The sequence below is a fragment of the Jeotgalibacillus campisalis genome (assembly GCF_000829515.1).
GTDB classification, from domain to species: Bacteria; Bacillota; Bacilli; order Bacillales; family Jeotgalibacillaceae; genus Jeotgalibacillus; species Jeotgalibacillus campisalis.
The window spans coordinates 704514-730850 of record NZ_JXRR01000014.1; the positions used below are offsets into that span (position 1 = coordinate 704514).

General features: G+C 39.8%; 30 protein-coding genes. 4 read left to right on the forward strand and 26 right to left on the reverse strand.

Features of this window, described 5'->3' with window-relative positions:
- Window positions 1–31: 31 nt before the first annotated feature.
- The 24 genes from aroH to KR50_RS10695 form a co-directional block, all read right to left on the reverse strand.
- Window positions 32–406, reverse strand: a complete 375-nt coding sequence (aroH, locus tag KR50_RS10580; RefSeq protein ID WP_041058008.1) for a chorismate mutase — start codon at window positions 404–406, stop codon at window positions 32–34.
- Window positions 403–1500, reverse strand: coding sequence for a 3-dehydroquinate synthase (gene aroB / locus KR50_RS10585; RefSeq protein ID WP_041058010.1), 1098 nt, complete (start codon window positions 1498–1500; stop codon window positions 403–405). Before aroB ends, aroH begins: the two co-directional genes overlap by 4 nt.
- Window positions 1501–2673: a chorismate synthase gene (aroC, locus tag KR50_RS10590; protein WP_041058012.1), complete on the reverse strand. Its 1173-nt coding sequence runs from the start codon at window positions 2671–2673 to the stop codon at window positions 1501–1503.
- A 272-nt stretch (window positions 2674–2945) separates the two neighbouring features.
- Complete coding sequence (locus KR50_RS10595) at window positions 2946–3719, reverse strand: CheR family methyltransferase (RefSeq protein WP_041058014.1); 774 nt, start codon at window positions 3717–3719, stop codon at window positions 2946–2948.
- Window positions 3720–3925: 206 nt separating this feature from the next.
- Complete coding sequence (gene ndk, locus KR50_RS10600) at window positions 3926–4372, reverse strand: nucleoside-diphosphate kinase (RefSeq protein ID WP_041058016.1); 447 nt, start codon at window positions 4370–4372, stop codon at window positions 3926–3928.
- 92 nt (window positions 4373–4464) lie between these two features.
- A complete protein-coding gene (gene hepT, locus KR50_RS10605; protein WP_041058017.1) occupies window positions 4465–5427 on the reverse strand; it encodes a heptaprenyl diphosphate synthase component II in 963 nt (320 codons plus the stop codon).
- Window positions 5428–5460: 33 nt separating this feature from the next.
- On the reverse strand, window positions 5461–6162 hold the full coding sequence (locus KR50_RS10610) for a demethylmenaquinone methyltransferase (protein ID WP_041058018.1): 702 nt from the start codon (window positions 6160–6162) through the stop codon (window positions 5461–5463).
- Window positions 6163–6164: 2 nt separating this feature from the next.
- Window positions 6165–6962 (reverse strand): heptaprenyl diphosphate synthase component 1, encoded by a 798-nt coding sequence (locus tag KR50_RS10615; protein WP_052476965.1) that lies wholly within the window; start codon window positions 6960–6962, stop codon window positions 6165–6167.
- 261 nt (window positions 6963–7223) lie between these two features.
- The gene (gene mtrB, locus KR50_RS10620; RefSeq protein WP_041058020.1) at window positions 7224–7448 is read right to left on the reverse strand and encodes a trp RNA-binding attenuation protein MtrB; all 225 of its coding nucleotides are present in this window, start codon (window positions 7446–7448) and stop codon (window positions 7224–7226) included.
- 32 nt (window positions 7449–7480) lie between these two features.
- Window positions 7481–8098, reverse strand: a complete 618-nt coding sequence (gene folE / locus KR50_RS10625; protein WP_408606150.1) for a GTP cyclohydrolase I FolE — start codon at window positions 8096–8098, stop codon at window positions 7481–7483.
- Between the two features lie 385 nt (window positions 8099–8483).
- Window positions 8484–8756: an HU family DNA-binding protein gene (locus KR50_RS10630; RefSeq protein ID WP_041058022.1), complete on the reverse strand. Its 273-nt coding sequence runs from the start codon at window positions 8754–8756 to the stop codon at window positions 8484–8486.
- 404 nt (window positions 8757–9160) lie between these two features.
- Window positions 9161–10639 carry a stage IV sporulation protein A gene (spoIVA, locus tag KR50_RS10635; protein ID WP_041058023.1) on the reverse strand — a complete coding sequence of 493 codons (1479 nt, stop codon included), beginning with the start codon at window positions 10637–10639 and terminating at the stop codon, window positions 9161–9163.
- 123 nt (window positions 10640–10762) lie between these two features.
- Window positions 10763–11473, reverse strand: a complete 711-nt coding sequence (locus tag KR50_RS10640) for a hypothetical protein (RefSeq protein ID WP_041058025.1) — start codon at window positions 11471–11473, stop codon at window positions 10763–10765.
- A gap of 24 nt (window positions 11474–11497) precedes the next feature.
- Window positions 11498–11695 (reverse strand): DUF2768 domain-containing protein, encoded by a 198-nt coding sequence (locus KR50_RS10645; RefSeq protein ID WP_041058027.1) that lies wholly within the window; start codon window positions 11693–11695, stop codon window positions 11498–11500.
- Between the two features lie 143 nt (window positions 11696–11838).
- The gene (locus tag KR50_RS10650) at window positions 11839–12897 is read right to left on the reverse strand and encodes an NAD(P)H-dependent glycerol-3-phosphate dehydrogenase (RefSeq protein ID WP_041058029.1); all 1059 of its coding nucleotides are present in this window, start codon (window positions 12895–12897) and stop codon (window positions 11839–11841) included.
- Between the two features lie 31 nt (window positions 12898–12928).
- The gene (gene der / locus KR50_RS10655; RefSeq protein ID WP_041058031.1) at window positions 12929–14239 is read right to left on the reverse strand and encodes a ribosome biogenesis GTPase Der; all 1311 of its coding nucleotides are present in this window, start codon (window positions 14237–14239) and stop codon (window positions 12929–12931) included.
- 241 nt (window positions 14240–14480) lie between these two features.
- Window positions 14481–15533 (reverse strand): type 2 isopentenyl-diphosphate Delta-isomerase, encoded by a 1053-nt coding sequence (gene fni, locus KR50_RS10660; protein WP_041058033.1) that lies wholly within the window; start codon window positions 15531–15533, stop codon window positions 14481–14483.
- Window positions 15534–15548: 15 nt separating this feature from the next.
- Entirely contained in the window at window positions 15549–16700 is a 1152-nt protein-coding gene (rpsA, locus tag KR50_RS10665; RefSeq protein ID WP_041058035.1) for a 30S ribosomal protein S1, read from the reverse strand.
- A 125-nt stretch (window positions 16701–16825) separates the two neighbouring features.
- A complete protein-coding gene (locus tag KR50_RS10670) occupies window positions 16826–17407 on the reverse strand; it encodes a lysophospholipid acyltransferase family protein (RefSeq protein WP_041058037.1) in 582 nt (193 codons plus the stop codon).
- Window positions 17404–18093, reverse strand: a complete 690-nt coding sequence (cmk, locus tag KR50_RS10675) for a (d)CMP kinase (protein ID WP_041058038.1) — start codon at window positions 18091–18093, stop codon at window positions 17404–17406. Before cmk ends, KR50_RS10670 begins: the two co-directional genes overlap by 4 nt.
- Before the next feature lie 542 nt (window positions 18094–18635).
- Entirely contained in the window at window positions 18636–19994 is a 1359-nt protein-coding gene (locus KR50_RS10680; protein ID WP_198134242.1) for a sensor histidine kinase, read from the reverse strand.
- Window positions 19994–20689, reverse strand: a complete 696-nt coding sequence (locus tag KR50_RS10685) for a response regulator transcription factor (protein ID WP_041058042.1) — start codon at window positions 20687–20689, stop codon at window positions 19994–19996. Before KR50_RS10685 ends, KR50_RS10680 begins: the two co-directional genes overlap by 1 nt.
- Window positions 20690–20719: 30 nt before the next feature.
- Entirely contained in the window at window positions 20720–21475 is a 756-nt protein-coding gene (locus KR50_RS10690) for an ABC transporter permease (protein WP_041058044.1), read from the reverse strand.
- Window positions 21447–22376 (reverse strand): ABC transporter ATP-binding protein, encoded by a 930-nt coding sequence (locus KR50_RS10695; RefSeq protein ID WP_041058046.1) that lies wholly within the window; start codon window positions 22374–22376, stop codon window positions 21447–21449. The genes KR50_RS10690 and KR50_RS10695 overlap by 29 nt, the downstream gene beginning before the upstream one ends.
- A gap of 364 nt (window positions 22377–22740) precedes the next feature.
- On the opposite strand from KR50_RS10695, the gene KR50_RS18515 reads away from it, so the two are divergent.
- From KR50_RS18515 to KR50_RS18905, 4 genes are all read left to right on the forward strand, one after another.
- A complete protein-coding gene (locus KR50_RS18515) occupies window positions 22741–22878 on the forward strand; it encodes a transposase (protein WP_156969502.1) in 138 nt (45 codons plus the stop codon).
- 102 nt (window positions 22879–22980) lie between these two features.
- Window positions 22981–23247 carry a helix-turn-helix domain-containing protein gene (locus KR50_RS17970; protein ID WP_052476967.1) on the forward strand — a complete coding sequence of 89 codons (267 nt, stop codon included), beginning with the start codon at window positions 22981–22983 and terminating at the stop codon, window positions 23245–23247.
- A 119-nt stretch (window positions 23248–23366) separates the two neighbouring features.
- Complete coding sequence (locus KR50_RS10705) at window positions 23367–23876, forward strand: IS3 family transposase (RefSeq protein ID WP_084215558.1); 510 nt, start codon at window positions 23367–23369, stop codon at window positions 23874–23876.
- Between the two features lie 157 nt (window positions 23877–24033).
- Window positions 24034–24114, forward strand: a complete 81-nt coding sequence (locus tag KR50_RS18905; protein ID WP_408606152.1) for an IS3 family transposase — start codon at window positions 24034–24036, stop codon at window positions 24112–24114.
- A 145-nt stretch (window positions 24115–24259) separates the two neighbouring features.
- On the opposite strand, the gene KR50_RS10710 is transcribed toward KR50_RS18905, so the two are convergent.
- Together KR50_RS10710 and ypeB are read right to left on the reverse strand one after the other, a co-directional pair.
- Window positions 24260–24907, reverse strand: coding sequence for a flagellar brake protein (locus KR50_RS10710; protein WP_041058048.1), 648 nt, complete (start codon window positions 24905–24907; stop codon window positions 24260–24262).
- Between the two features lie 94 nt (window positions 24908–25001).
- Window positions 25002–26327 carry a germination protein YpeB gene (ypeB, locus tag KR50_RS10715; protein WP_084215559.1) on the reverse strand — a complete coding sequence of 442 codons (1326 nt, stop codon included), beginning with the start codon at window positions 26325–26327 and terminating at the stop codon, window positions 25002–25004.
- Window positions 26328–26337: the final 10 nt, after the last annotated feature.

Below are 26337 nucleotides of genomic sequence, written 5' to 3' on the forward strand. Positions count from 1 at the left end.
TAACCTTACAAACAAAGAAACAAGCTGTCGATCACGATTTATCTTCCATAGTCAAATCCGGTCTTAATTTAATTGCCTTTTCCTGATATACGTGATGAATCTCTTTTTGTGGTTTTACTGTATTTACATGCATCATTACTCTAACACAAAATGGCAAGCTTTCATCAACTGGAATCTCCTGCATGCACATCACAGGTACATGCCGCCAGTGTTTAAATCGTCGAATTGCTTTTGCCGGAAATGCAGAAGAAATATCCGGAGTAACGGAGATAAAAACAGATGCCACACTTTCTGGGTCCACCTTATTTTTCTCTATCATTTCTTCTAACAGCCTTTGTGTTGCAGCAAGAACAAATTCTTCTTGATCAGCTGTTATAGTCGTTGCTCCTCGTATTCCTCTAATCATTTTATCTCTCCTTTAGCGCTTCGAATCATCTTGTCTGCTGCTGCCAATTCTTTCGTATCTATTTTTTGAATGACCGGTTTTCCTATTTTCTCTAGCAAAACAAATCGAACTTCTTTTCCGACCGTTTTTTTATCTTTTAACATAAGCTGAAGCAGCTCGTCAAATTGGGATTCGGCTGGAGGCTGGGCTGTATATCCCAGCTTATTTATCCACCGGACAAATCTCAGCAGATCAAATTCAAGATTTTTTAGTTTTTTACTTAAATATAACGAGTATACCATTCCTGCCATAATGGACTCCCCATGTGACCACTTCCCATAACCTGCCCATGTCTCAATCGCATGACCATATGTATGACCAAAATTTAAATACGCTCTGATACCCAGCTCTTTCTCGTCTTTTTCGACGATCGCTGCCTTTATTTCAATTCCCTTTTTTAAAGAATTCTCAAGCAGCTCATTGTCTAGTGACTCCAGGCTGTCTAGATCAGCCATCATTTCATCAAGCCATTTTGGGTCTGCAATAATTGCATGCTTGATTACCTCTGCAAAGCCTGACCGGCTTTCTCTAATCGGCAGGGAGTGCAAAAAATTCATATCATAAATGACTGCAGCCGGCTGATGAAAGCTTCCGACCATATTTTTTCCTAAAGGATGATTAATAGCCACCTTGCCGCCAACAGCACTGTCATGTGCAAGGATGGTTGTCGGAAGCTGGATAAGGCGGATTCCCCGCATGAAGGTTGCCGCTACAAACCCAGCTAGATCGCCAGTCGCTCCCCCTCCGCACGCAATTACAAGGGAATGGCGATCAAGACCTTCCTCAAGAGCAAAACCAATGGCATTCTGATAAACCTCAAACGATTTTGCTTTTTCTCCAGCCGGAGTCAGAAAAGTTGATCGTTTTATTCTTTCAGGCAAGCCGGAAGCTATATAGTTCTTATGCAGCTTATAAACGGTTTCATCTGCAATCAGCAATATCGAAGTCACGACGGGTGTTAATTGATTGACAATGTCATCTAGCTTTTCTATTGCATCTTCACCCAAAACAACCGGATACACAGAGTGATCAGTCTGAATTGTTATTGTCTTCATTTAAAATCCCTTTGCATAGTCACGGTAGTCATTGATCCTATGAATAAAATGGTCCATGCGGTCGCTTTCAAACTGTTCAACTAAAGCGGCGGCTACTTCCCACGCTACAACGGCTTCTGCTACTACTGCAGCCGCAGGAACAGCACAGCTGTCAGATCGTTCTATGCTTGCGGTAAACGGCTGCTTCGTTTCTATATCAACACTTTCTAGTGGTTTATATAACGTTGGAATGGGTTTCATGACACCTCTGACGACAATTGGCATTCCAGTCGTCATACCCCCTTCAAAACCCCCTAAGCGGTTCGTTTTTCTTGTATATCCACTTTCTTCTGACCAGGCAATTTCATCGTGAACCTGACTTCCGAAACGCTTTGCCATTTCGAATCCCATGCCGAATTCGACTCCTTTAAAAGCATTTATGCTCATAATGGCAGCTGCAATTTTGGCATCAAGCTTACGATCATAGTGAACATAGCTTCCAACTCCTGCTGGAACCCCCTCTATCACTACTTCAACTACACCGCCGATTGTGTCGCCTTTTTTCTTTGCCAGGTCAATTGCTTCTTTCATTTTTTCTGATGCTTCAGGATCAACACAGCGGACTTCACTGTTTTCTGCTCGGCGGCGAATTTCTTCAACGGAATGAAGATCATCCGTATTTGCTCTTACCCCGCCAATTTCTTTTACATGGCATGAGACATTAATGCCTAGTTCCTCAAGCAGCTTTTGTGCGACTGCACCAGCTGCTACTCTGACGGTAGTTTCTCTTGCGGAAGAGCGTTCCAAAACATTGCGCATATCTCTGTGACCGTATTTAATGCCTCCATTTAAGTCTGCATGACCGGGACGCGGGCGGGTCACTTTTCTTTTAACTTCCTCTGCTTCATCCTCTGACAAAGATTCTGCTCCCATAATTTTTGTCCAATGTTTCCAGTCCTTGTTTTCTACTACTAACGCAACGGGAGAACCGAGCGTCTTGCCATGTCTGATTCCACTTTGAATTTGAGCCTGATCCGTCTCAATTTGCATTCTTCTCCCGCGGCCATAGCCTTTTTGCCGTCTTGTTAAATGTTTATTTATATCTTCTGAGGCAAGCAGCAAGCCTGCCGGAAGTCCTTCAATAATGGTTGTTAATTGGGGTCCATGTGATTCTCCTGCAGTTAAATATCTCATTTCACTTTCTCCCTTCAACTCGCTAAAGCAATTTTGATACACTATATCATACTTTTTAACCTATATGTAGTCAATAACCCGAACTTTTATAATTCTGATTCTGCCGTATAATAACAAACAAATGTTGAGCATTAGCTCATTGGCCAGCTAATTGACATTATAAGCAGCGCTATGATTTATGCTCGTATTCAGAGGGGGTTAACTTTAAAGAATAGAATTGATCTGTTCCTGTATCGCAAGTGTGCATCCGAACACTTACATTTACTTCTACATTACATTTTTCTGTAAAAAAAAGTATCCTCTGAAACCAAATTATATTTAGAAGCATTAAATATTTGTTCCGTGCTGCCTACAAATAATATGCCATCTTTTCTAAGTGCATTGCTGAATTTTTGATACAGCAAATCCTTCGCTTCCTCAGTAAAGTAAATCATCACATTCCTGCAAACGATTAAATCAAATTGAGATTCAAACGAATCTTTAAGTAAATTTTGCTGCTTAAATTTTACACAATTTCGAATGGTGTCAGAAACTTTATAATAAGCACCCTGTTCGATAAAATGCCTTTTCTTCATAGTAAGAGGCACTTCAGCTAATGCGCGTTCTGAATATAAACCGGCATGTGCCTTTTCTAAAGCCAATTCATCAATGTCTGTAGCAACGATGGAAAAAGCCGCGGGAGGAAGAAGATTTAACAATATCATGGCAAGTGAATAGGGTTCTTCCCCTGTTGAGCAAGCGGCGCTCCAAACTTTAACTTTATGTTTATCTTTAATTAATTCTGGAAGTATTCTCTTCTCCAACACTTCCCATCTTTTTGCGTTGCGGTAAAATTCTGAAACATTAATCGTCATCCTGTCCAAAAATTCCTTTAACAATTTTTCATTTTTATTTAGTGAACTGTAAAAGTCTGAAAACGAAGAATACCCCTTTTTTTCGTAGAGTGAAGTCAGCCGACGCTTCATTTGTGCTTCTTTATATAGAGATAAGTCTATACCGGTTTTTTTATTCACTGACTCAATAAAGTCGTAGTAATCTTTTGACATGTTTCAACTCCCATCTCTCCCTGCAGCTTAATTAAATTATAGAAAATTCAGGGGCAGTATGGCAATCCTTTTATCTGATTCGACAAGGCTGGTTACGTCTGCCGCTTTGAAGTACATAAAATAATACATATTTATTTTTCCTTTGAAAATGAATTAAGGAAATGAACGTGCAGCAGCCAAATAAAAAAAAGCACCGATAGGCGCTTTTAATAAATCCATTGTTCTACTGGCTTGTCGTAAGAAATTTCAGTGGAACTGCCAAAAAACAACTCTATTTCTCGTCCTGCACTTTCTAAGGAATCAGAACCATGAATTATATTCTTACCAACTGTCAGTCCAAGATCACCGCGAATGGTTCCAAGAGCTGCTTCGCTTGGCTTTGTAGAACCCATCATGTGACGTGCGGTTTTTACCACATCTTCGCCTTCCCAGATCATTGCAAATACTGGTCCGGAAGTAATAAAGTCAACAAGTTCACCAAAAAATGGCCGCTCTGCGTGTTCTCCGTAATGCTGCTTTGCAAGGTCTTCAGAAATAACCATTAGCTTTGCTGCAGAAAGCTTAAATCCCTTTTTTTCAAAACGATTTACAACTTCCCCTATTAATCCTCTTTGCACACCATCCGGTTTAACCATTAAAAATGTTTTCTCCACGTTCCATTCCCCCATTTATGTAAGGTGAGTCGTATGGGACCCTTTAAAAGAGTACCATTCCCCAAACATTTTGGCAACGTTTTCATTCCGATTTAATACTTTCTTTTTCCAATAAATAGCGCAATATCTCTCAGCGATTTTTTTGCTTTAGATGGCGGCAAAGCGTCAAGTTCTTTCAATGCCTTTTTAAGATAAAGCTGGCTTAGCTGTGCTGATTTTTGAATCGCATCTGTGGCGAGAATTTCATTAATTAATAAGGACATCTCTTCTTTTTGCGTATATTCATGCACCTTTTTAATCTTTGGCGCCAACTCTTCATTTTTAAGGGCATAAAGCACGGGCAGAGTGATATTCCCCTGCAATAAGTCACCGCCTGCAGGTTTACCCAATTCTTCTTCTGAGGAAGTGAAGTCTAAAATATCGTCCGTAATTTGATAGGCCATGCCAACGTAATAACCAAAACGATATAACCTGGTATGTACTTCCTCAGGAACCTTCCCGGCTACTGCCCCTAACTGACAGCTGACAGCAATCAATAAAGCAGTTTTTCTTTTTATTCTTCTTAAATAATCACGTAAGTTTTGGTTAAAACGGTACTTATCTTCTATTTGAGCAATTTCGCCAATGCACAGCTCCACAATTGCATTTGATAAGATCCGGTGAGCTATAGGCTCTTCTATAATTGTCATATAGTCTAATGCACGGGCAAACATATAGTCTCCTGTATACATCGCTACCTGATTATCCCACTGCGCTTTTATAGTAGTTCTTCCTCTTCTCAATTCCGCATCATCAATAACATCATCATGAACTAATGAGGCCATATGTATAAGCTCCAGCGTCACTGCTACATTTTTAATCACGTGAATGTCGTAATCACCCGTTTTGGCTGACAGCAGGACAAATACAGGCCGTATTCTTTTCCCGCCAGCCTGAAGAAGGTGCAAAGATGCATCTTTTAATAAGGCTGTATCGGATTCGATCGCTAGATTTAATTCTTTTTCAATTTCATCAATATCCGTTTTCAAAAACGAATACAGCATCTTGAGTTTCATTCTTTTCACCCTAGCTGTCTTTTTTTCACGGCTTTATGCTTTTTTATATCCTATATGCATGGCTGCCGCTCCACCACTGAACCCTTTGTACTCTATTGATCCAAAACCTGCTTGATGGAATAATTGAGCCAGCTCCTGCATTCCTGGAAAATCTTTGGCTGATTCCTGCAGCCATGAGTATTCCTGGAAGCTTTTAGCGAATATTTTTCCGAATAAAGGCATGATAAATCGGAAATACAAGTAATAACCCTGCTTAAATACAGGTATAGTAGGCTGAGAGGTTTCTAAGCATACAGCCATACCACCAGGCTTAAGCACACGATTCATTTCCTTTAGCACCTGCAGATAATCCGGGACATTTCTTAATCCAAAACCTATCGTTACATAATCAAAAGAATTGTCTTCGTATGGCAGTTCCATAGCATTTCCGTGCACTAATGTTATTTGGGGATAGGGCTGAACTTTCTCATGACCTACTTTGAGCATATTTTTGCTGAAATCAAGTCCAATAACTTTTCCTTCAGTGCCCGTTTCCCTGGCAATAGAGATTGTCCAGTCTGCGGTTCCGCAGCATACGTCCAATGCTGTGGAACCTTTTTGTATACTCATCCGTTTCATCGTATAATTTCGCCATTTCACATGCTGCTGAAATGAGATAACGGAATTCATTTTATCGTATTGACCATATATTTTTTCAAAGACATTATGAACTCTCTGTTCTTTTGAAGGCTGCATAATTACCCTTCCTCTACGTAAATTTTAGGCTGAACGGCTGCTTCAAAAAAAGGAATAAATACACTTCCTTTTAGAGATTCAAAAGGGATCTCCAACTCTTTTATTTTCGAAGCGATCTGATTTTTTGTTTGAGTAAAAAGATTATAGTGAGTATCGAGATCATCGTTATGGTACATCTGAGGTGCAGATGATGAAATTTTGGCTAACTGCTGAAAAAAGATAGAATGTTCATCAGACGAAAACTGATCCTTCTCACGCGCCAATCGATTTAATACCAGCAGGTCTTCAGCAAGGGAGATATATTTATCAAAGCCTCTATGAGCAAAAACCTGTGTAATGATGGCACTTTCAATTTTCATAAGACTAAACAGAATATCTTCAACCTTATCCAGTTTTTTAGACGTAATGTCAATTTTATGCTCATTAATTTCCTGTATAGCATGTGCAATCCTTCTGATTAGAGGAATATCAGGAATTTGAGCTAATATACGATAATATAGACCGCTATAGAAGTCTCCGGCTAACACGGTCAGCTGACGATGTTTCAGAGAATCCGTTTCCTGTACAGATACTTTTTCATGAGTGTCAAGTGCTGTTTGAATCAGCATGGCAGTTGACACATAAGCTTTATCCAATTCAGAGTAGGAACCTGTTATTTGGAATGGAAGGAGGAGTAGCGATAGTCTTTTTTCATCTATTTCGGGAGCTCCGATTGCATTATGGAGGTATGAATGATGAAGTTGTTCTTTAATATACTGAAGGGTTTCTTCCATCCAGCGGCTGCTTTTTTGTTTATTCATCTCTTTCTCCCCGCTTCCATTCTGCCTGCTTGATAAGCATCCAAATGCTCCTTTTAAAACATATGTATTTAAGTGTGTGTTATTTCTATCACACATGCTCATAAATAAGGTGATATGACTATTATATCATATACAATCTTCATGGTGTTATTGCACCGGCTTGATGAACATTCGCACATAACTTTACTGATTATCTTCATTTAACAGGAAAAAGTCAGCCAGAGATTGCTCACTGTGCCGACCTGATTCTCTATAAACTAGTTATTTTTTTGTGTCGCTTACTATTTCTCCATGCGATGTGAGGATAGAAGCTTTGCCTCTGATTTTGACTGCGGATGTGTGTTCAGTAAACTGAGCAATCATTACTTCACCCTGGTCAAGTTTCTCTGAATGGTGAAACTTAGTATCTGTCCCTCTTGTAAGTCCGATCACATTTACTCCATCTTCTAATGCCTTAATCGTTATAAAATCTTTTTCAGATGACATACTAAATCTCTCCTCATCCTTAGGGTATTGAATTAAATGTTTTTCATTAGGGCAAGAACCTCATTGCGTCTGATAGCATCGTTTTCAAACACCCCTCTTGCAGCAGTTGTAATTGTCATTGCGCCCGGCTTTTTTACACCGCGCATTGTCATGCACATATGCTCAGCTTCTACAATAACCATTGCCCCGTGCGGAGACAGCATTTCCATTATAGAATCTGCTACAGTCGATGTGATGCGTTCTTGAAGCTGAGGTTTGCGGGCTGTAGTTTCAACCGCGCGTGCTAATTTACTTAAACCGGTTACTCTTCCTTCTTTGGGAAGATAAGCTACGTGCGCTTTGCCAAAAAACGGGATAAGATGATGCTCACACATTGAATAGAACGGGATATCTTTAACAAAAACCAGTTCCTCATGATCTTCATTGAATACCGTCTTGAAATATTCTCTTGGATCTTTGTGAAGACCTTCAAACAGTTCTTCATACATTTTCGCTACTCTTTTAGGTGTATCGAGCAGACCTTCTCTATTTGGGTCTTCCCCCACTGCTTCAAGCAGCATTCGAATTGCTGCTTCAATTTGAGGCCGATTAACTTTATTTTTTTCTTCATTAACTGTCATAACTGATTGATCTTTGCTATTTTGATCCATCTTCAGATCCTCCTACTTCTGTTGCACATGATGCCGAACATAATTGAATTCTCTTCATATTAGCATAATCGAGTGAATATGCGCAAAGTCAAGTTCTTAAAGTTGCATTCTTCAATGGATCATATAAAAAAGCTTATCCCTGAAGCGTTTATTTTTTAACAAGACATTCATTCATTCCTCTTCTTCAGGCACAGTCTTTTCAAACAGCACGCCCAAGACACATAGCTTTAAACATTACTGTGGAATGCTGAAGATGCAGAATAATAAGAAAGGGTCAACGATCGTATGATTCGTTGGAACAATAAGATAAAAAAGCAGTGTTTTCCTCAGCATAATAAAAAACCGCACATAATGTGCGGTTTCATCTTACGCAAAAGGTATGTACTTATTTTACAGCATCCTTAAGCGCTTTACCTGGTTTGAATGCAGGAACTTTACTTGCTGCAATCTCGATTTCTTGACCAGTTTGAGGATTGCGGCCTTTACGAGCAGCACGCTCACGTACTTCAAAGTTACCAAAGCCGATTAATTGCACTTTGTCTCCCTTTGCAAGAGCGTCTTGAACTGAATCGAATACAGCATCCACAGCTTTTGTTGCATCTTTCTTAGAAAGTTCAGCTGATTCTGCTACTGCGTTGATAAGTTCTGTCTTGTTCACACCAATCACCTCCTCCCAATGGAAATCGTACATGGGCAAGTTTTATTGCATTTATTAACATTTTTCAACTTAATCATACGTAATTCTTAAATAAGAATCCCAGCAAAGCCCATAGAATCAATGTTTAAGATCAATTCTGTTAAAAGATTATCATATAAAAAAAACATAAGCAAGAATAAATGAATATTTAATGGAAATCTCTTCTTGGCAAGAGGTTTTTTACGTAAAAACGCATAAAGACAGCCTTTTTACAGGCTGTCTTCAGACTTTAACATAATTTTTTGGTTCTTATTCTCATTTTCTTTCGTATTAGCATATTAAGTAGTTTGAACGATTTGACAACAAGTCTAATTACTTTGTTTTATATGCTAATACGCGCTGCTCGACCTGGAGCTGAGAAGGGGTTAAAGAATAATGGCAATCATACCGCCTGAACCTTCATTGATGACTCTTTCAAGTGTTTCTTTTAGCTTGTAACGTGCATTTTCAGGCATGATAGCCAGTTTGGCCTGGATTCCCTCCCGTACAATCGAACTTAAGCTTCTGCCAAAAATATCCGAACTCCATATAGAAAGTGGATCATCTTCAAAATCCTGCATTAAATAGTGTACTAGCTCCTCACTTTGCTTTTCCGTTCCTATAATTGGAGAAAACTCAGACTCAACATCCACTTTTATCATGTGAATGGATGGTGCCACCGCTTTTAATCTGACGCCAAACCTGGCCCCGTGACGAATAATTTCGGGTTCATCCAGGCTCATATCTGACAGAACGGGTGCAGCAATGCCGTAACCTGTCTGTCTGACCATTTTCAATGCGTCCGCAAATTGATCATACTCTTTTTTAGCATGCGAGTAATCCTGGATCAATTCTAAAAAATGATCTTTTGTTGAAACTCTTTCCCCAATCATTTCATGCAAAATATCTTCAAATAAATGGTCTGCCGCCCGAAGATCAATGCTTGCGACTCCCTGCCCCATGTTCATGCCGGCTAAATTCGCCTCCTGAACGTGTTCAAACTCCTCAAACTGCCTGACAACGCGGTCTACATCCCTCAATCTTTTTATATCATGAATAACCTCTGTCACCGCTTCCTGAAAGTGCTCACGAAGCCAGTGCCGTTCATCTAACACCATTACCCAGCTAGGTAAATTTACGTTAACTTCTAGAACCGGGAACTCATATAATGCTTCTCTTAAGATCATCAGGACATCTGATTCTCTCATACTTTCTACACTGAGTGCGATTACTGGTATATCGTATTTTACCTGAAGTTCTTTGCGCAGATGGTCGGTTTCTGACTGATGTGGTCTGGCACTGTTTAATACCATGATAAATGGCTTGCCTACTTCTTTTAGTTCAGCAACAATACGTTCCTCTGCATCTACGTAGCTTTCTCTTGGAATTTCACCGATGGTTCCATCTGTCGTCATAAGTACTCCAATGGTTGAGTGATCCTGGATCACTTTCCTTGTTCCAACTTCAGCTGCTTCATGAAAAGGAATTGGTTCTTCGTACCATGGTGTATGAACCATACGCGGGCCATATTCATCTTCGTGTCCCTTGGCTCCAGGTATCGTGTATCCAACGCAATCAACAAGCCTGATATTCACTTCAAGACCATCAACAACTTGTATGCGAACCGCTTGATTTGGAACAAACTTTGGTTCAGTCGTCATAATCGTTCTGCCTGCTGAACTTTGCGGCAATTCATCCTGAGCTCTGTTTCTTTCCGCCTCATTTGTGATATGAGGGATAACAGCCAACTCCATCATTTTTTTTATAAATGTAGATTTACCAGTACGCACAGCTCCCACTACACCTATATAAATATCTCCGCCAGTACGTTCAGCTATATGTTCGAACACATTTTGTTTCTCCATTAAAGCGCCCCCTCTTTTCGAACGTTCTTCGCATAATTAGTGTATTTAGGACATGCATATTTCAGAACAAAAAAAGAGCTGATTTTCACTCGGATTTTTCATTCGAATGAATTCAGCTCTTATTTAAGAAGAGGAATACGTTATTTCGTTATCTTGATTAACCTCATACACAGGAGAGTAAGCAGGGACAAAAGAAGATTCTTCATGAAGGATTCCCCTCACATCTTCAAGCTCAATCGTTTCCAAATTTATTTCATTTTCCTGAGCAATCTGATAAAGATCAGTCAGATAGTCAACATAAATTGTTCCGCTTCCATCAGCAATAATAGGCAGTTCTTTATTTGTAAAAGGACTTTGAACAGTAGGATCTTCTTTATACCCAAGCTTTTCGAAGTTTATGGAGTAATATTTACCCCCTAAAGCAGCTTCAAAGGGAATCCCCCGATTCGCTTGAATTTTAATTTGAAGAGATCTTATTTCTTCAGCAATACGCAAATCAAAAATATGAACAGTCGGATCTTCTTCAACATCTAACAGAAGATATTGAAACACACCTCCATTTTCATATGCATTCCCTGGCAGCTGATCGATATATCTAGGCTTTATCTTGGAAAAATCAATTAAATACTTCTGATAGATAGGAGTATTCTCATCCAACGTTTTTATAGGCAATAAACCGCCTGATTCTTCTTGAAAACTATCCACTGCTTCTTGCACATTTTGAATCTGATCTTCGTATGGAATTTCATTCTCAGACTTTTCCTGAGAAGGATACATACATCCCTGAAGCAAAAAGACAAGAAAAATGGATGCTGTTAGTACACCCTTTTTCATGAAGCACTCTCCTTCTTACCAACACTATAAAGTAGGACCGCTGAAAACAACAAAAATCATGATTAATCCAGCAAGAATCATTAAAACATACGCAATTAGAGCGGTGAAAAATTTTAAGAACTTATTAGATAGTTTGTATCGGCTGAAATAAATAGTAATAATTGAAAAAAACATAAAACCCATAGATCCAAACGAAATCCACATCTTAGTCAAAGCAGTCATACGATTCACTCCTTCAGCTGCACATTGACAGCATTACCACAGTCATTTGCTCAAAAGTATAGCATAATAAGCGCTAAACCAACTGCTTAGAAATAATCTTTCTTAAAACGTTCATAAATATAAGCAAGGAAAAAAACTGAGAGTCAATCCCCCTCAGTTTCCTGCTGCTCGCCCAGTATATCCACTAAGTCTTCCATTTCATGCGTTTTCATTCTTGACATAAGCTGGTCAACTGCTTCCTTTGGCTCAACATCATGGAATAAGACACGGTGAAGAGCTTGTGTGATCGGCATCGATACCTCATATTTGTGAGCTAATTGGTAGGCTGCTTTGGTGGTTCGTACACCTTCTACAACCATTCCCATCTCATCAAGTACTTCGTCGAGTTTTTTTCCTTTGCCGAGCATATTTCCTGCGCGCCAATTTCTGGAGTGGACACTTGTACATGTAACAATCAAGTCCCCTATCCCTGTGAGTCCAGAGAATGTTAACGGGTTGGCTCCGAGTGTCGTACCCAGCCGCGCAATTTCTGCCAGACCTCTTGTTATTAAAGCTGCTTTTGCATTATCCCCATATCCAAGGCCATCCGTTATGCCTGCTGCAAGGGCAATAATGTTTTTCAGCGCTGCTCCAATTTCAACTCCGACAACATCAGAGTTAGTGTATACTCTGAAATTCTTATTCATAAATAAATCCTGAACTTCCTGAGCTGCTTTTAAATTATGCGAGGAAGAAGTCACTGTTGTCGGATGTCTTTTTACGACTTCTTCAGCATGACTGGGTCCGGAAAGAACGACAAGATCTTTCATGGTCTCAGGTGAAAGGATTTGTTCAATGATTTGAGAGATTCGCAAGTGAGTATCCGGTTCAATGCCTTTGCTTACGTGAACGACTGTTTTAGGACCTGTATTAACTTCCTCTACTTTATGAGCAACTTCTCTCATGGCTTTGGTTGGTACAGCAAAAACGATCAGCTCTGTATCTTGAATAGCTGCAGAAAGGTCTGAATAAGCGGTAAGCCTATCAGGCAGAAGCGTCCCCGGAAGATACCGATCATTCTTTCTCGTCTGATTGATTAAATTCGCCTGAGATGGATTGTGAGTCCAAAGTCTTACTTCATGATCATTGTCTCCCAGTACAAGAGCCAAAGCTGTTCCCCAGCTGCCAGCACCTAATACTGCTACACGTTTTGATTTTCCCATGATATAGCCCCTTCCTCATTAGAAAGCTAAATTAATTTCTGGCTCTTGAAATTAAACGGATTGGTGTTCCTTCAAATCCAAAGGCTTCACGAATACGATTTTCCAAGAATCGCTCATAAGAGAAATGCATCAGTTCCGGCTCGTTGACAAAAATCACAAATGTAGGCGGTTTTACTGCAACTTGAGTCGCGTAGAATATTTTCAGGCGTTTTCCATGGTGGGTTGGCGTCGGGTTCATTGCAACGGCATCCATTATCACTTCATTTAACACGCTGGATTGAACACGCATCGCATGGTTTTCACTAGCCATATTAATTACGGGCAGCAGGGTGTGAATACGTTTCTTCGTTATTGCAGATAGAAAAACAACCGGCGCATAATCTAAAAACTGAAAATGGTCACGGATATTTTTTTCAAATCGATCCATTGTTTTTTCATCTTTTTGAACGGCATCCCATTTGTTTACGACAATAATAACTGCTCGTCCTGCATCATGTGCGTAACCTGCAATTTTTTTGTCCTGCTCGATGATGCCTTCTTCTGCATCCAAAACGACGAGTACGACGTCCGAGCGTTCTATTGCTCTAAGTGCTCTTAAAACACTGTATTTCTCAGTTGTTTCATAAACTTTTCCTTTTTTTCTCATACCAGCTGTGTCAATAATTACATATTCCTGCCCATCATACTTATATGGCGAGTCAATGGCATCACGAGTTGTGCCTGCTATATCAGATACAATGACCCGTTCTTCACCAAGCAGAGAATTAACGAGAGATGATTTTCCAACGTTAGGTCTACCAATTAGGGAGAACTTAATTACTTCTTCTCCATACTTGATTTCATCCTGTGGTTTAAAACCAGCTGCTACCGCATCAAGCATGTCACCTAAACCAAGACCGTGAGAACCGGATATGGGAAACGGCTCTCCGAATCCAAGCGAATAAAAATCATAAATCTGGTCTTGCATTTCCGGGTTATCTACCTTATTTACAGCCAAAACTACTGGCTTGCTTGAGCGAAACAAAATTTTTGCAACCTGCTCATCTGCAGAAGTAACTCCCTCACGTCCATTTGTCATGAAAATAATAACATCCGCTTCATCAATAGCAATTTCAGCTTGTTGACGGATTTGTTCAAGAAACGGTTCATCACCAATTTCAATTCCGCCTGTGTCTATAATATTAAAATCATGAGTTAACCATTCTGCAGAACTATAAATTCGATCCCGTGTAATTCCGGGTATATCTTCTACAATGGAGATTCTTTCTCCTACAATCCTGTTAAAAATAGTGGACTTCCCAACATTTGGACGACCTACTATTGCAACGACCGGCTTTGCCATGACGTTCACCCTTTCTTTTATCCAACTTATCTATAGTATATCAAACCGTTCGTTTCCACATAACACTACCGTAAAAAGACAGCAAGTTGGTTCTGCCTTTTCTAAAATGACTCGCATAATTGTACCAATAAATCAGGATAAAAACAATCGGATTTCCCGAGTCCATTCTTGAATAAAGACTTTAATCAAGCATTAGCCATAAAAAAGCGCTTATGCATGCTTAAAAGCACACATAAGCGTATCAGCAGTCTGATCTGCGCGCAAATTTATCAGGTTCAAGGCCGCGCATATGAAGCCAATGATAGGTTGGACCGCTTAGTATAATCGGAAGCTTCCTGAGATCCACTATATTTTTGGCACCAAGAGCCGTCATAATCATTGTTTGTTCCATTTTCATCGCATTAATTTCTTCAATAAGCCCCTCAGGTCCGTGTTCAATTAAGATCCGTAAAAACGTTCCTGCAATTCCCGCCGCACAAGCCCCAAGGCTTAATGACTTTATCACGTCAATACTCTGGCTGATTCCACCTGAGGCAATGATAGAAGGAAAGGTACTGCTTGTTTCCACAATAGATGGAACGGTTGGTATTCCCCAATCGTTAAAGAATGCCAGCTGTCTATCCTGACGATGATTTTCTATCTTCGAAAAATTGGTACCTCCATAACCGCCTACATCAATAATTGATACACCAGCAGCTTTTAATTTATTGGCAGTTTCTTTGCTCATCCCAAAACCGGTTTCCTTGACAATAACCGGGACTTGCAGACCATTTACAATCGACTCTATGCGGTTTAATGCCCCAGCGAAAGACCGGTCACCTTCTGGCATTGCCAGTTCCTGTACGACATTTAAATGGATTTGCAGCGCGTTGGCTTCAATCATATCAACTGCATATTTTGCTTGATCAAGCGTTGCCTCGCTTCCTAAATTTCCAATAATCATGCCCTCTGGATTCACTTTTCTGGTTATAGAATACGTTTCTCTTTCAGTCGAATCTTTCAATGCAGCCATTTGAGACCCTACAGATAACATCAAGCCGGTCTCTCGTGCCGCAATAGCAAGTCCCTCATTAAGAGTTTTTGTCTTATCTCCGCCTCCACCAGTCATTGCATTAATAAAAAAAGGCGAACTTAAAATAAGCTCGCCAATCTTAGTTTGAAGTGAGATGTTGTCTATTGCACAATCCGGAAGGCTTTGATGAACGAATTTCACATCCTCAAATCCTGCTCCGTTTGCAGAAGCTGTTGATAGCGCATAGTTGATATGATCGATTTTTCTCCCTGCTCTGCTCACAATTTCTCACCTTTATTATGAATTATTTTTTAAGTCTTTTAATTTATCCCCAATCATTTCTCCCAGCTGAAAACCTTTAGATTCTTCTGGCATGTCATATGATTGTTCTTTTTTATACTCATTTTTATTTTCTTCAAGTTCTTTGATTGAAAGTGATAATCGCTGATCACTCACATTCACATCGAGCACCTTCACTTTAACGTCCTGACCTTCATCAAGGACTTCATGAGGCGTGCCTATATGCTGATGGGAAATTTGCGAGATATGAACAAGACCTTCCACACCTGGGAAAACCTCTACAAAAGCACCGTAGGAAACCAATCTGCGAACTTTCCCTTCTAAGGTTGACCCTTTAGGAGCTTTTCCTTCAAGATCGGACCATGGTCCTGGCAATGTTTCTTTAATGGATAGAGAAATACGTTCGTTGTCCCGATCCACCGAAAGCACCTTAACCTGAACCTCTTGCCCTTCTTCCACAACATCCGAAGGTTTCTCTACATGCTGATGAGAGAGCTGAGAAATGTGAACAAGGCCGTCTACTCCGCCTATATCAACAAATGCACCAAAATCGGTAATCCGTTGTACAGTGCCGTCCAGAACATCACCGGATTTTATGTTTTCAAGCAGTGCTTTTTTCTTTTCAGCTTTTTCCCCTTCCACTACAGCGCGATGGGAGAGGATAAGACGGTTCTTTTCTTCATCAAGCTCAACGATTTTAAAAGCAAGATTACTGCCTCTGTAATTTTCAAAATCTTCAACATAGTAATCCTCAACCAAAGAAGCAGGCACGAACCCTCTGACACCAAGGTCTACTACAAGTCCGCCTTTAACCACGTCTTTGACTTCGGCATTAAAAACTTCTTCAGCCTCAAAGCGCCGTTTCATTTCGTCCCAGGCTTTCTCAGCTTCAACTTTTCTTTTAGAAAGAACAAGCAGTTCTTCCTCTACTTTTGTTACGACCAAATCCAGGTCGTCTCCTTCTTTCACTACATCGGAAGCTTTTTCTACATGGAGGCTCGACAGTTCACTGATCGGAATAATCCCATCCACTTTACTGTCCTTGACATCAACAAGAACCTGCTTTTCCTCCACTTTCGTTACGGTACCGGTCACACGGTCTCCCACCTCGAGAGAGTTTACTTCGATATGATTCATGTCTTCTGCCATATGTACTCCTCCTTAATCCATGACTACTGAAATAATATTAAATGTGAATAAAATCACATTATAATTAAAATTCAGAATATACTACTAACTTCTAATAAACTGATCAGTTTGTCAAGCGAGAACTTTTAGCGATGATTGTCGATAAGCTGTTGAATATGACCCATAATTACTTCAGTTGCTTCTTCTGCAGACGCTCTGCGGCCTCTTAATTCTTCCATAGGAATGGGTTTGCCGTAGACAACTTTTAATCTTTTAAACTTTTTGTAAGGACCAATAATAGCACATGGCACCACTGCGGCTTGAGAACGGAGGGCAAAGAAACCTGCGCCTGCTAGTCCCTTTTTTAATTCTCCGTCTACACTACGTGTACCCTCTGGGAACAGTCCAATAACATTATTTTCTTTTAAAATTGATAAGCCTTTACGTAAAGCCTCCCGATCGCTCATGCCGCGCTTTACAGGAAACGCCCTTAAGTTGGGAAGAAGTTTTTTTAGTATCGGCATTCGAAACAGTTCTTCCTTTGCCATAAAGGAAACAGGTCTCGGGGCAGTTACGCCAACTACAGGAGGATCAAGAAGCTTAATATGATTGGCACATAAAAGCACCCCGCCCTCTTTCGGGAAATTCTCTCTTCCAATTATTTTAAATCGGTAAATAGGTGTCAAAACCGTTTTTACCAATGATCTTGCAAAATGGTATAAATTCATACTGAACCTCCGCGTGTATCCACCAGATGTAATATCGTTTTCACTACCTCTTCAATATTCATCGAAGTTGTATCCAGTTCTACTGCATCTTCTGCCTTTTGTAAAGGAGATGCTGCTCTGGTTGAATCCAAAAAGTCCCGTTCTTCTATTTCTTTTTGAAGCGTTTCAAGACTTGATTTAATTCCTTGTTTTTTATGATCTTCAAAACGTCTTCGAGCGCGTTCCTCCACGCTTGCTAGCATGAATACTTTTATTTCAGCATCTGGAATGACGTGGGTGCCGATGTCCCTGCCATCCATGACGATTCCGCCATCTTCAACAAGTTTTTGCTGTCGTTTCACCATTTCATCGCGCACTGTCTTATGTTTTGCTACCATTGAAACTTGGCTGGTTACTTCATTAGAACGAATCTTCTCCGTAACTTCCTGCCCGTCAAGAAACACTCTTTGTCCCTTTGCTCCTGGAATAAGCTCTATAAGTGTATTCAACAAAAGATTGCTTAATTCCTTCTCATTTTCCACATCTATTTTGAGTTGAATAGCTTTATATGTCAGGGTTCGGTACATCGCACCCGTATCGATATAAATAAAACCAAGCTCTTCTGCCAGCACTTTTGCAATTGTGCTTTTCCCCGCAGCTGCCGGACCATCAAGGGCAATCCTTATCTTACTTCTTTTCTCTTTCACCAAACATTCTCCTTCATTTCCATATTCAAAGGTATTGTACCATAATTCGCGTTTTGGGTGAGTTATGTCTTATCATATCCTTTCTAAAGTCTAAATTCACGCTAATTGCTTACACCATCTCGATTTTTTCATAAAATCCTTTGAGATAATACAGTTAATTACAAAAAAGAAGAGGCTGGGACAAAAGTGTCTCAACCTCTTCAAACCGGTTCTCTGCGCTTCAGGCGGACGCTTTCTGCAGGAACTGACGCTTGAGACCTCCTCAGGCTCTGCGAGAGCACTGATTATCATCAATAATGACATATATGTTATTGTTGATGTTATATTATAATTCATTAATGAAAGTAATAGCTTCATCAAAGAAATAAACTAGAGCCTTTAATGATTGCATGACTAGAAAGTAATGTTGTTCATATATGTTTCTATTCTGCTTTTTAATGAAAGAAAGTTCGAACATCTCCGACCGTCACATTTCCATGATCCCAATGCTTGAGGATCTAACTTCAAATGGTTAAGAAACGCCTTTTATTATAGTAAATTATTTAAGAAATATTGTTATCTTTTCTCTTAACAGGAAGACTAACCGTAAATGTAGTGCCTTCCCCTTTCTCACTGCTGACTGTGAGAGCTCCACCGTGCGCTTCAACTATTGATTTTGCGATTGATAGCCCGAGACCGCTACCTCCATCATTTCTCGCATAATCCGCACGGTAGAACGGAGTGAAAATCTTCTCTAGCATTTCTTCGTGCATTCCAAGTCCATTATCTGAAATATCCATATACCATTGGTTTTTTATGAGTCTTGTACTTACTACTACGTGATTTTCACCATATCTGAATGCATTATCCACAAGATTGGTCATTACTTGCTGCATTCTGACTGGATCTATGAAAAGCGTAACAGATGGGGCCATGTCGCCTATGGTTAGTATCTTGTTATCATGATCAGCAGGACTGATTGCTTCTATCATGTCTTCAGTGAAAGAGCTGCTGGATATCCGCTGCTGGTCGATCGGCAGCTTTTTTAGTTCAAGTTTCGTTAGGTCAAACAGATCCTCAATAAGACGGTCCACCTGTAATGTTTTCTTATGAATAATATTCAAGTATTGGTGCTGTCTTTCCTCTGACTTTACAACACCGTCGCGCAGGCCTTCCACGTAGCCTTGAATTGAGGATAACGGTGTTCTGAGATCATGCGAGATACCTGCAATAAGCTCCTGCCTGCTGCGTTCATAAGCCTGCTTTTTTGCGAAAGAGTCTTTAATTTCCTGTCTCATGAGATTAAAAGAGCTGATAAAACGTCCAACCTCGTCCTTTTTACCGTTTGGCACAGGGTAGTCGAGGTTCCCTTTTCTCGCTTCTTCGCTTGCTTCATAGACTGCTTTTAGTGGAGTAATCACTGACCTGGACAATAGCCATACCCATATGCCAATTGTTAAAAGCAGCGCCAGAACTCCACTGCCAATACTGATTAGAATATACTTAATGATTCTAGATTCAAGTTCACTTGACTTTAAGGATAATTCAGCCTGTACCTGTTCGCCAGCGGATGTTTCTCCTTCAATCGAGATCGTGGCATAATTAAATCTTAGTCCATTAGGTGAGGTGTTTAGTTCTTCTTCCCCATAGATCGGCTCTCCCTGATAAAAGACTTGCAAGGCTGCTTGGTATGATGCTGAAATATCATCCATCCGTTGATCAAACCCATCACTGGTCACAGGTGGCAGCTCCTGAAACAGTAATTGTATTTCCTCAGTTGTTTGTTTATGTGAATCGTCTATTTCACTACTAATCCGTTCAATATTTTGAGATAATAAAGCAAGTGAAACAGCAGTGACAGCCAGTGGGATGACGATGACAGAGATTAATGCAATTATCATTTTTACTTTCAGTGTCGCCATCATTTCCAGTCTCCATTAAATTTATAGCCAACACCCCAAACAGTTTGAATCCATTCAGGCTTAGAAGGATCGGTCTCAATTTTTTCACGCAGCTTCCGGATATAAACGTTCAATGAATTGAAATCGCCAAGATGATCGTATCCCCACACTTCATTGAACAATTGTTCTTTTGAATAAACCTGGCCTGGGCGCCGGGCGAGTACATAAAGAATCTGAAATTCCTTCGCAGATAAAAGCAGATCACGTTCTGAAAGCCGAGCGTTTATCTTTTTTTCATCAAGACTCAGTTTCCCATACCTAAGCACTCCCTGTTCCTGTTGTGCTGAGAAATAACGGGTGCGTCTGAGATGAGCTTTTACTCTCGCAGTAAGTTCACCGGGACTGAATGGTTTTGTAATATAATCATCTGCCCCGATGCCAAGACCGATAATTTTATCGGTTTCACTGCGCTTAGCTGTCATCATTAGCACGGGAACAGTCGATGCGCTCCGGATACTTCGGCACACTTCCATCCCATCAATTTCAGGAAGCATCAAATCCAAAATTACCAGGGATGGCGCTACCCGGTGAAATTGTTCAAGTCCCTCTTTCCCATCAGAAGCGATGACCACATTAAACCCTTCTGTTTCTAAATAGTCTCTTACCAGTTCTGCAATTTCCGCTTCATCTTCAATCATCAGTATCGTTTCGCTCATTGATTACACACCCTTAATAAATTGTTTCTATTATACGGCAACATCACGCCGCTGAAACACCTGCCAGGAAACAACCGCAAAAATGATTAGATAAACTGCAAGCACAGTCAGTGAGAATCCAAGGGTCGTTTCCTCAAACAACACCGTACCTTCTTTAAACTGCGTTAGGTTCGTATTAGCAAATATAATATATTTTGCCCATTCATAACGTCCTGCAAGCATTGTCATTTGAGGTCCGGTGAACATCAGAAAGATAGACAGTCCAATTGCCAGAGAACTGCTTCTGAACACTGTCGAGATCATAAAAGCCATGGCAGCATAGGTCATCAGTTCACCTGAGTAAAGAAGATAGGTCTCAGCAAGGTCATAAAGCCTATTCACGTCATTAATATAAATCGATTCAAATCCAAAGAAAATTCCGCCTATCAGTATAGAGGCAGCTGCCAATATTAAAAGCAGCATTACACCGTAAAGAAAGACGACTAAAAACTTCGCAATTAGAATTCTCCCTCTTCTGACAGGTCTAATCAGGAGAAGTTTAATCGTTCCATTTGAAAATTCAGAGGCAACTGAACTTCCCGCAGCAATAATTGAAAAGAGAATTGTCACCGCATAAAGCGTTGAAGCATTTCTGGTGAATCCCCAGAATGTTGTATCCTCTGCAAAATAAGCAGTACCCCCTGCTAAAGCTGCTACAAGCGCAATCAGGATGATGCCCATCATCAAAGAAGAAGGTTTTTTAATTAATTTTATCCATTCATTTTGAAGCATTCTGAGTGTATACATGCTGATCCTCCTCTGTCATCTGAAGAAATGAATCTTCTAGTGTTTTTCTTAATGGTGTGAATTCATAAACTTTAACCTGATGTCTTGATAATTGATGGATCAGTTCAGGCAATTCCTCTTTTTCCGCACGCACAATAATTCCTTCGTCTGTTTTCCCGCAACTGTAATTATTAAGTAGCTCTTGTACTTTTTCTATCGGAGAAGCATCAATGAACACCTCTTGTGTTCTGGAATGGATAAGTGTTTCCGTCTTCTCAACCCTAATGAGGTTCCCGTTCTGAATAATACCGATTTTATCGCACATCAGCTGCATTTCAGAGAGTAAATGACTTGAAACAAATACAGCCATCTGCTCCTCCTTTGCGATACGTCTGATATATTGTCTGATTTCCCTGATGCCGGCCGGATCCAACCCATTTGTCGGTTCATCCAAAATGAGAAGGGAAGGCTTATGCAGAAGCGCCTGCGCAATACCGAGACGCTGTCTCATACCAAGTGAATAATTTTTAACCTTTTCATGAATTCTTTTTTCAAGACCCACAAGCTTTATAACTTCATTAACTCTGTCTTCCGGCAACTTTTCGGGAAAAAGCCGCTCATACTGCCGAAGATTCTCGTAACCGGTTAAATGCTTATACATTTCCGGGTTTTCGATGATTCCTCCAACATGACGCACCGCTTTCTCAAAGTCAGTTGTAATGCAATGTCCATTAATCAGAATTTGTCCTTCTGACACCTTCGTCAGCCCAACCATCATTCTGATCATTGTCGTTTTACCCGCGCCATTCGGTCCAAGAAAACCGAAAACCTCTCCTGGAAAAAGCTTTGTGCTAATTCCATGAATAACTTCTTTTTTACCTATTCTTTTTTTCACGTTTATAATCTCTACTACTGTTTTCATTAGGTTCGTCCCCCTTCTTTCTGTATTGTGACAAACGGAACTTAAAATGAATGGATGAAATTCTTAAAAATATCTTAAAAACAGGTCCAGACAATTGCTAAACCTGTTCTATCATTGTTGATACATAGCTAGACTAAAATTGTAAAATTACTGCGAGTTAAGGGTTTCGAATTTGTCAGCATGCTCACCTTGCGGGGTCTCATGCAACCGTCAAATTCAGCAGGAGTAGCCACCTTCCGCTCCGTTCACCTCTTACTATTGTCTAAATACTACCTCGTTTTTAAACTTTTTAGAGTTTGATATGCTCCCCTTTAGGTAGACAGATTAAATAAAAAAATCTGTTTACCTAAAGGGGAGTTTTTTTATGTCTAATAATCGGTATTCTAATGAGTTTAAAACTGACATTTTGTTAGCCTATAAAAATAGAGAGTGTACTGTGAAAGAATTTTGTTTACAATTCAACATTACTGAGCCTTCACTAAGAACATGGGTGAAACTATGAAAGATATGGTTCAGAAGGGTTGCGACGATCGGCCACTTGGAAGGGCTCTATGACGAAAGCGAGAAAAACGACTTGGGATGAACGTATACAAGTTGTGCTTGATTGCTTGAAGAACAGAAAAATTATCAGAAAGCAGCTACCTCTCATCAGGTTTCTTATCAACAAGTCTATCAATGGGTGAAGAAATATGAGAACGGCGGAGAGAAAGCGTTGAAGGATCGACGTGGATATAAGAAAGAAGAAGAGGAACTCACACCAGAAGAGAAAGTAAACCTTCAAATGAAGAAGTTAGAAAGAGAAAATGATCGGTTACGTGCAAAGAATTTATTTTTAAAAAAGTTAGAGGAAATCGAAAGGAGGCGAGAATAAACCAAATCCGATTTGAAGATAAGTATATCGCGATTCAAGAGCTAAATCAGGAGGAAGAGCTAAGTATTTACTTACTCTGTGACATTGCCGGTATTGCACGATCTGCCTACTATAAGTGGATGAACCGCACGCCTTCACCCAGAGAAAAACAGAACAAAGAAATCATTAAAGAGATGAAAGTACTCCATAAAAAAGTGGATGAATCGTTCCGTTATCGTCAGATGACCCTTCACATGAATAGAAAGTTTGAAGAGAAGTTGAATCATAAGAGAATCTATCGGTTGATGAAAGTGGCTGGCTCGAGCTCTGTCATTCGTGTTAAAAAGAAGCAATATAAACCCTCTTCCGTTCAACGTATAGCCGAAAACATATTAATTTGTGAATTCAGAGCCGAAAAACCGAATGAAAAATGGGTAACGGACGTGACAGAATTTAAGTATGGTTCATCAAAAAAGGCCTATTTAAGTGAGATTCGTGACCTTTATGATGGATCCATCATCAGCTACTATGTCCTGGGGCACTCAAACAACTACTCTCTCGTGTCCAAGACAGTCGATCAGGCCATCTTACAACTGAATGGAGAACAGCCTCTCATCCATAGTGTCGTGGGTTTTCCAATACACCTCTAAAGAATTCGAACATATGGTCGATGCGGCAGGTATGACACAGAGTATGTCACGGGTTGGACGGTGTATTTATAATGCGCCAATAGAGTCTTTTTTTTGGCAAGCTAAAATGTGAGAAATATTATTTACATACATATCAGACATACGAGGAACTTACTACATCTATTTTTATAATCATGAAAGATATCAAAAACGACTAAACGGCCTTAGCCCTATGGAATATAGAGCTAAAGCCGCTTAAATCATTTTTATTATTCCCACTGTCTACTTGACAGGGGGCAGTTCATTTTTCCCGACCTCTTCTATTCTTTAACGTATCAGTTTGCATTTTCAATACCCCGACACGTTTAGACCCAGGTTAATTGGGCTGAAATGAACAAGCCTCTTTACAATACACGTTCTTTTTGTTTCATTGAAAGTTGCCGTTCAAAAGAATACCGCATTATTTGCTGCTGCTGAATATCTGTCGGCTCAATAAAATGAACAGAAGCAATTTGAGCACCGTTCCTGTTTTTCGTTCTGACAAATTTACCCTTGAGTTTTACATATTGATTTTCTCCGCTTTTCATTGGAAGCACAATAAATAGGTCCATCTCTTCTCCATTTTGAAATTCTGCAGACTTGTTGAGGATAAATGAAACACCCCCCGCGCTCAGGTCATCACTAACAAAATGAAAGGTTTGTCCATCCTTTTTTACTGCTACATCTAAAGCTGCTTCCACGCGGACATATTTCCTTCGCTGAATTTTAAATATGTTTTCTGCTTCAGGGAAAGAAAGAGCAACCATGGGGATTACACCTTTTTCTCTTCCCTTCACTTCTGTCTGAAAGGAGTATGATTCGCGGTCACTTTGAGTAAATGCGACGTTAAGTCGAGTACCGTTAACGAGAAAAGTTGTTTTATCGTTTGCAATATTTATTGGATAATCAATATAAATAAGCTTGTCAGACATTTCTACAATCCTGCTCTTAAATTTTTCATTTGCTTGATTGTTTACAGGTTCCAGTGTCAGTGTCATTCCAATATTCAGCATATATCAGCACTTCCATTCGTGTTCTTACAATTTTGACTCTATTATGCCACGTTTTGAAAGCATTTCCAATATTTTTTTCTGTTGGTTATAGAACTTAAAGTTTTTCGACTTTTTCTTCCTGTCCAGTTTCTCCATTAATGAAAATCCGATATGTGTCTTCTCCAAGTGTACCTATGAACTCACGGCATAGGACCTCGTCACCCATCTCATCTCTGATTATGGCAAGTCTCGACTCCTCTACAGAGAATTTAGAATGAAGCAGTTCTATGGCTTCTTCTTCTGACAGACTAGGCTCGCCTACATCCCGATCTTCACCATTTTGAAGATAATCCATGCCTAAAAATCCGATCACTTCTCCATCATCTAACGCCACTTTTATGTGAATAGAATCAGAATTCACATATACATTTTGCGGCTCAATTAAACGGATGAACGTAAGCATGGCTATCCCATTGTCCTGCCGGCTGTTTTCAAGAACGACATCATCAAACCCTTGTTTTTCTAGAAATTCAGCTGCTTTTTCTCCTGCATCATATAAACTTACGGTTTCTTCTCCTACCTTACGATTATTCAGAAAGTATAACGGATACCCGCCTTTTACGGTCACATCCATATTCGATTGATTCCCGTCTTCTGATTCCCATGATAGCGAATAAAACGGGTAATTTGCTCCATCTAAACTTTTTGATACTTGCATTTTCTGATCTTTATTTACCCCAGTAAAATCTTTAACTTTTTTTACAGCTTCTTGTTCTGTGAGTTCCTTACCATCAATATGAGATAATTGTTTTCTTCTAATTTCAGCAGTTTCCTGCTCTGTCATCACAAATGTTTCAATGGCATATCCTTTAACTGACTTGTCCACTTTTCTGAATCCATCAATAACTGAATTATTTTTTATGTGATCTCCTGTAGCCAGAAGACTTTCTAATTCCAGCCATTCTAAATTATCAGCCAGCACTTTTTCCTGAATTCCTCTCAATTCATTTTGCAGCTGTTCAGACTGTGAGTATAATGTTTCAAGTTTTTCATACTCATCATCAGTCATGGGAGAGGAGTTTAAATCCCTCACAGCCGTCTGATAACTAAAGTTTCCGATATTGGTAAGAAAACCTTCCATTTCATTAAACGGCAGCAGTCCTAAAGGAAGATGACCGATATCTGAATGAATTAAAGACGTAAGCCTCCAAACTTCTGTAAGAGCAGGTGTAAGGTTCTTTCCTGCATTCATCGCAAGTGCAGATCCTATTTGATCATGAAGCAGGTCCATTTGATAATTTATTTCATGAAAAGCTCTTTGATATTCATTTTCCATATGGCTTTTCAGAACTTCTTTTTCCTGCTTTTGATACGCTCCCCATGTGACAGCAGAGAAGATACCGATGAAAAGCAGTGAAAAGAGTATTGTTTTTTTCATCATTGTCGTTCAC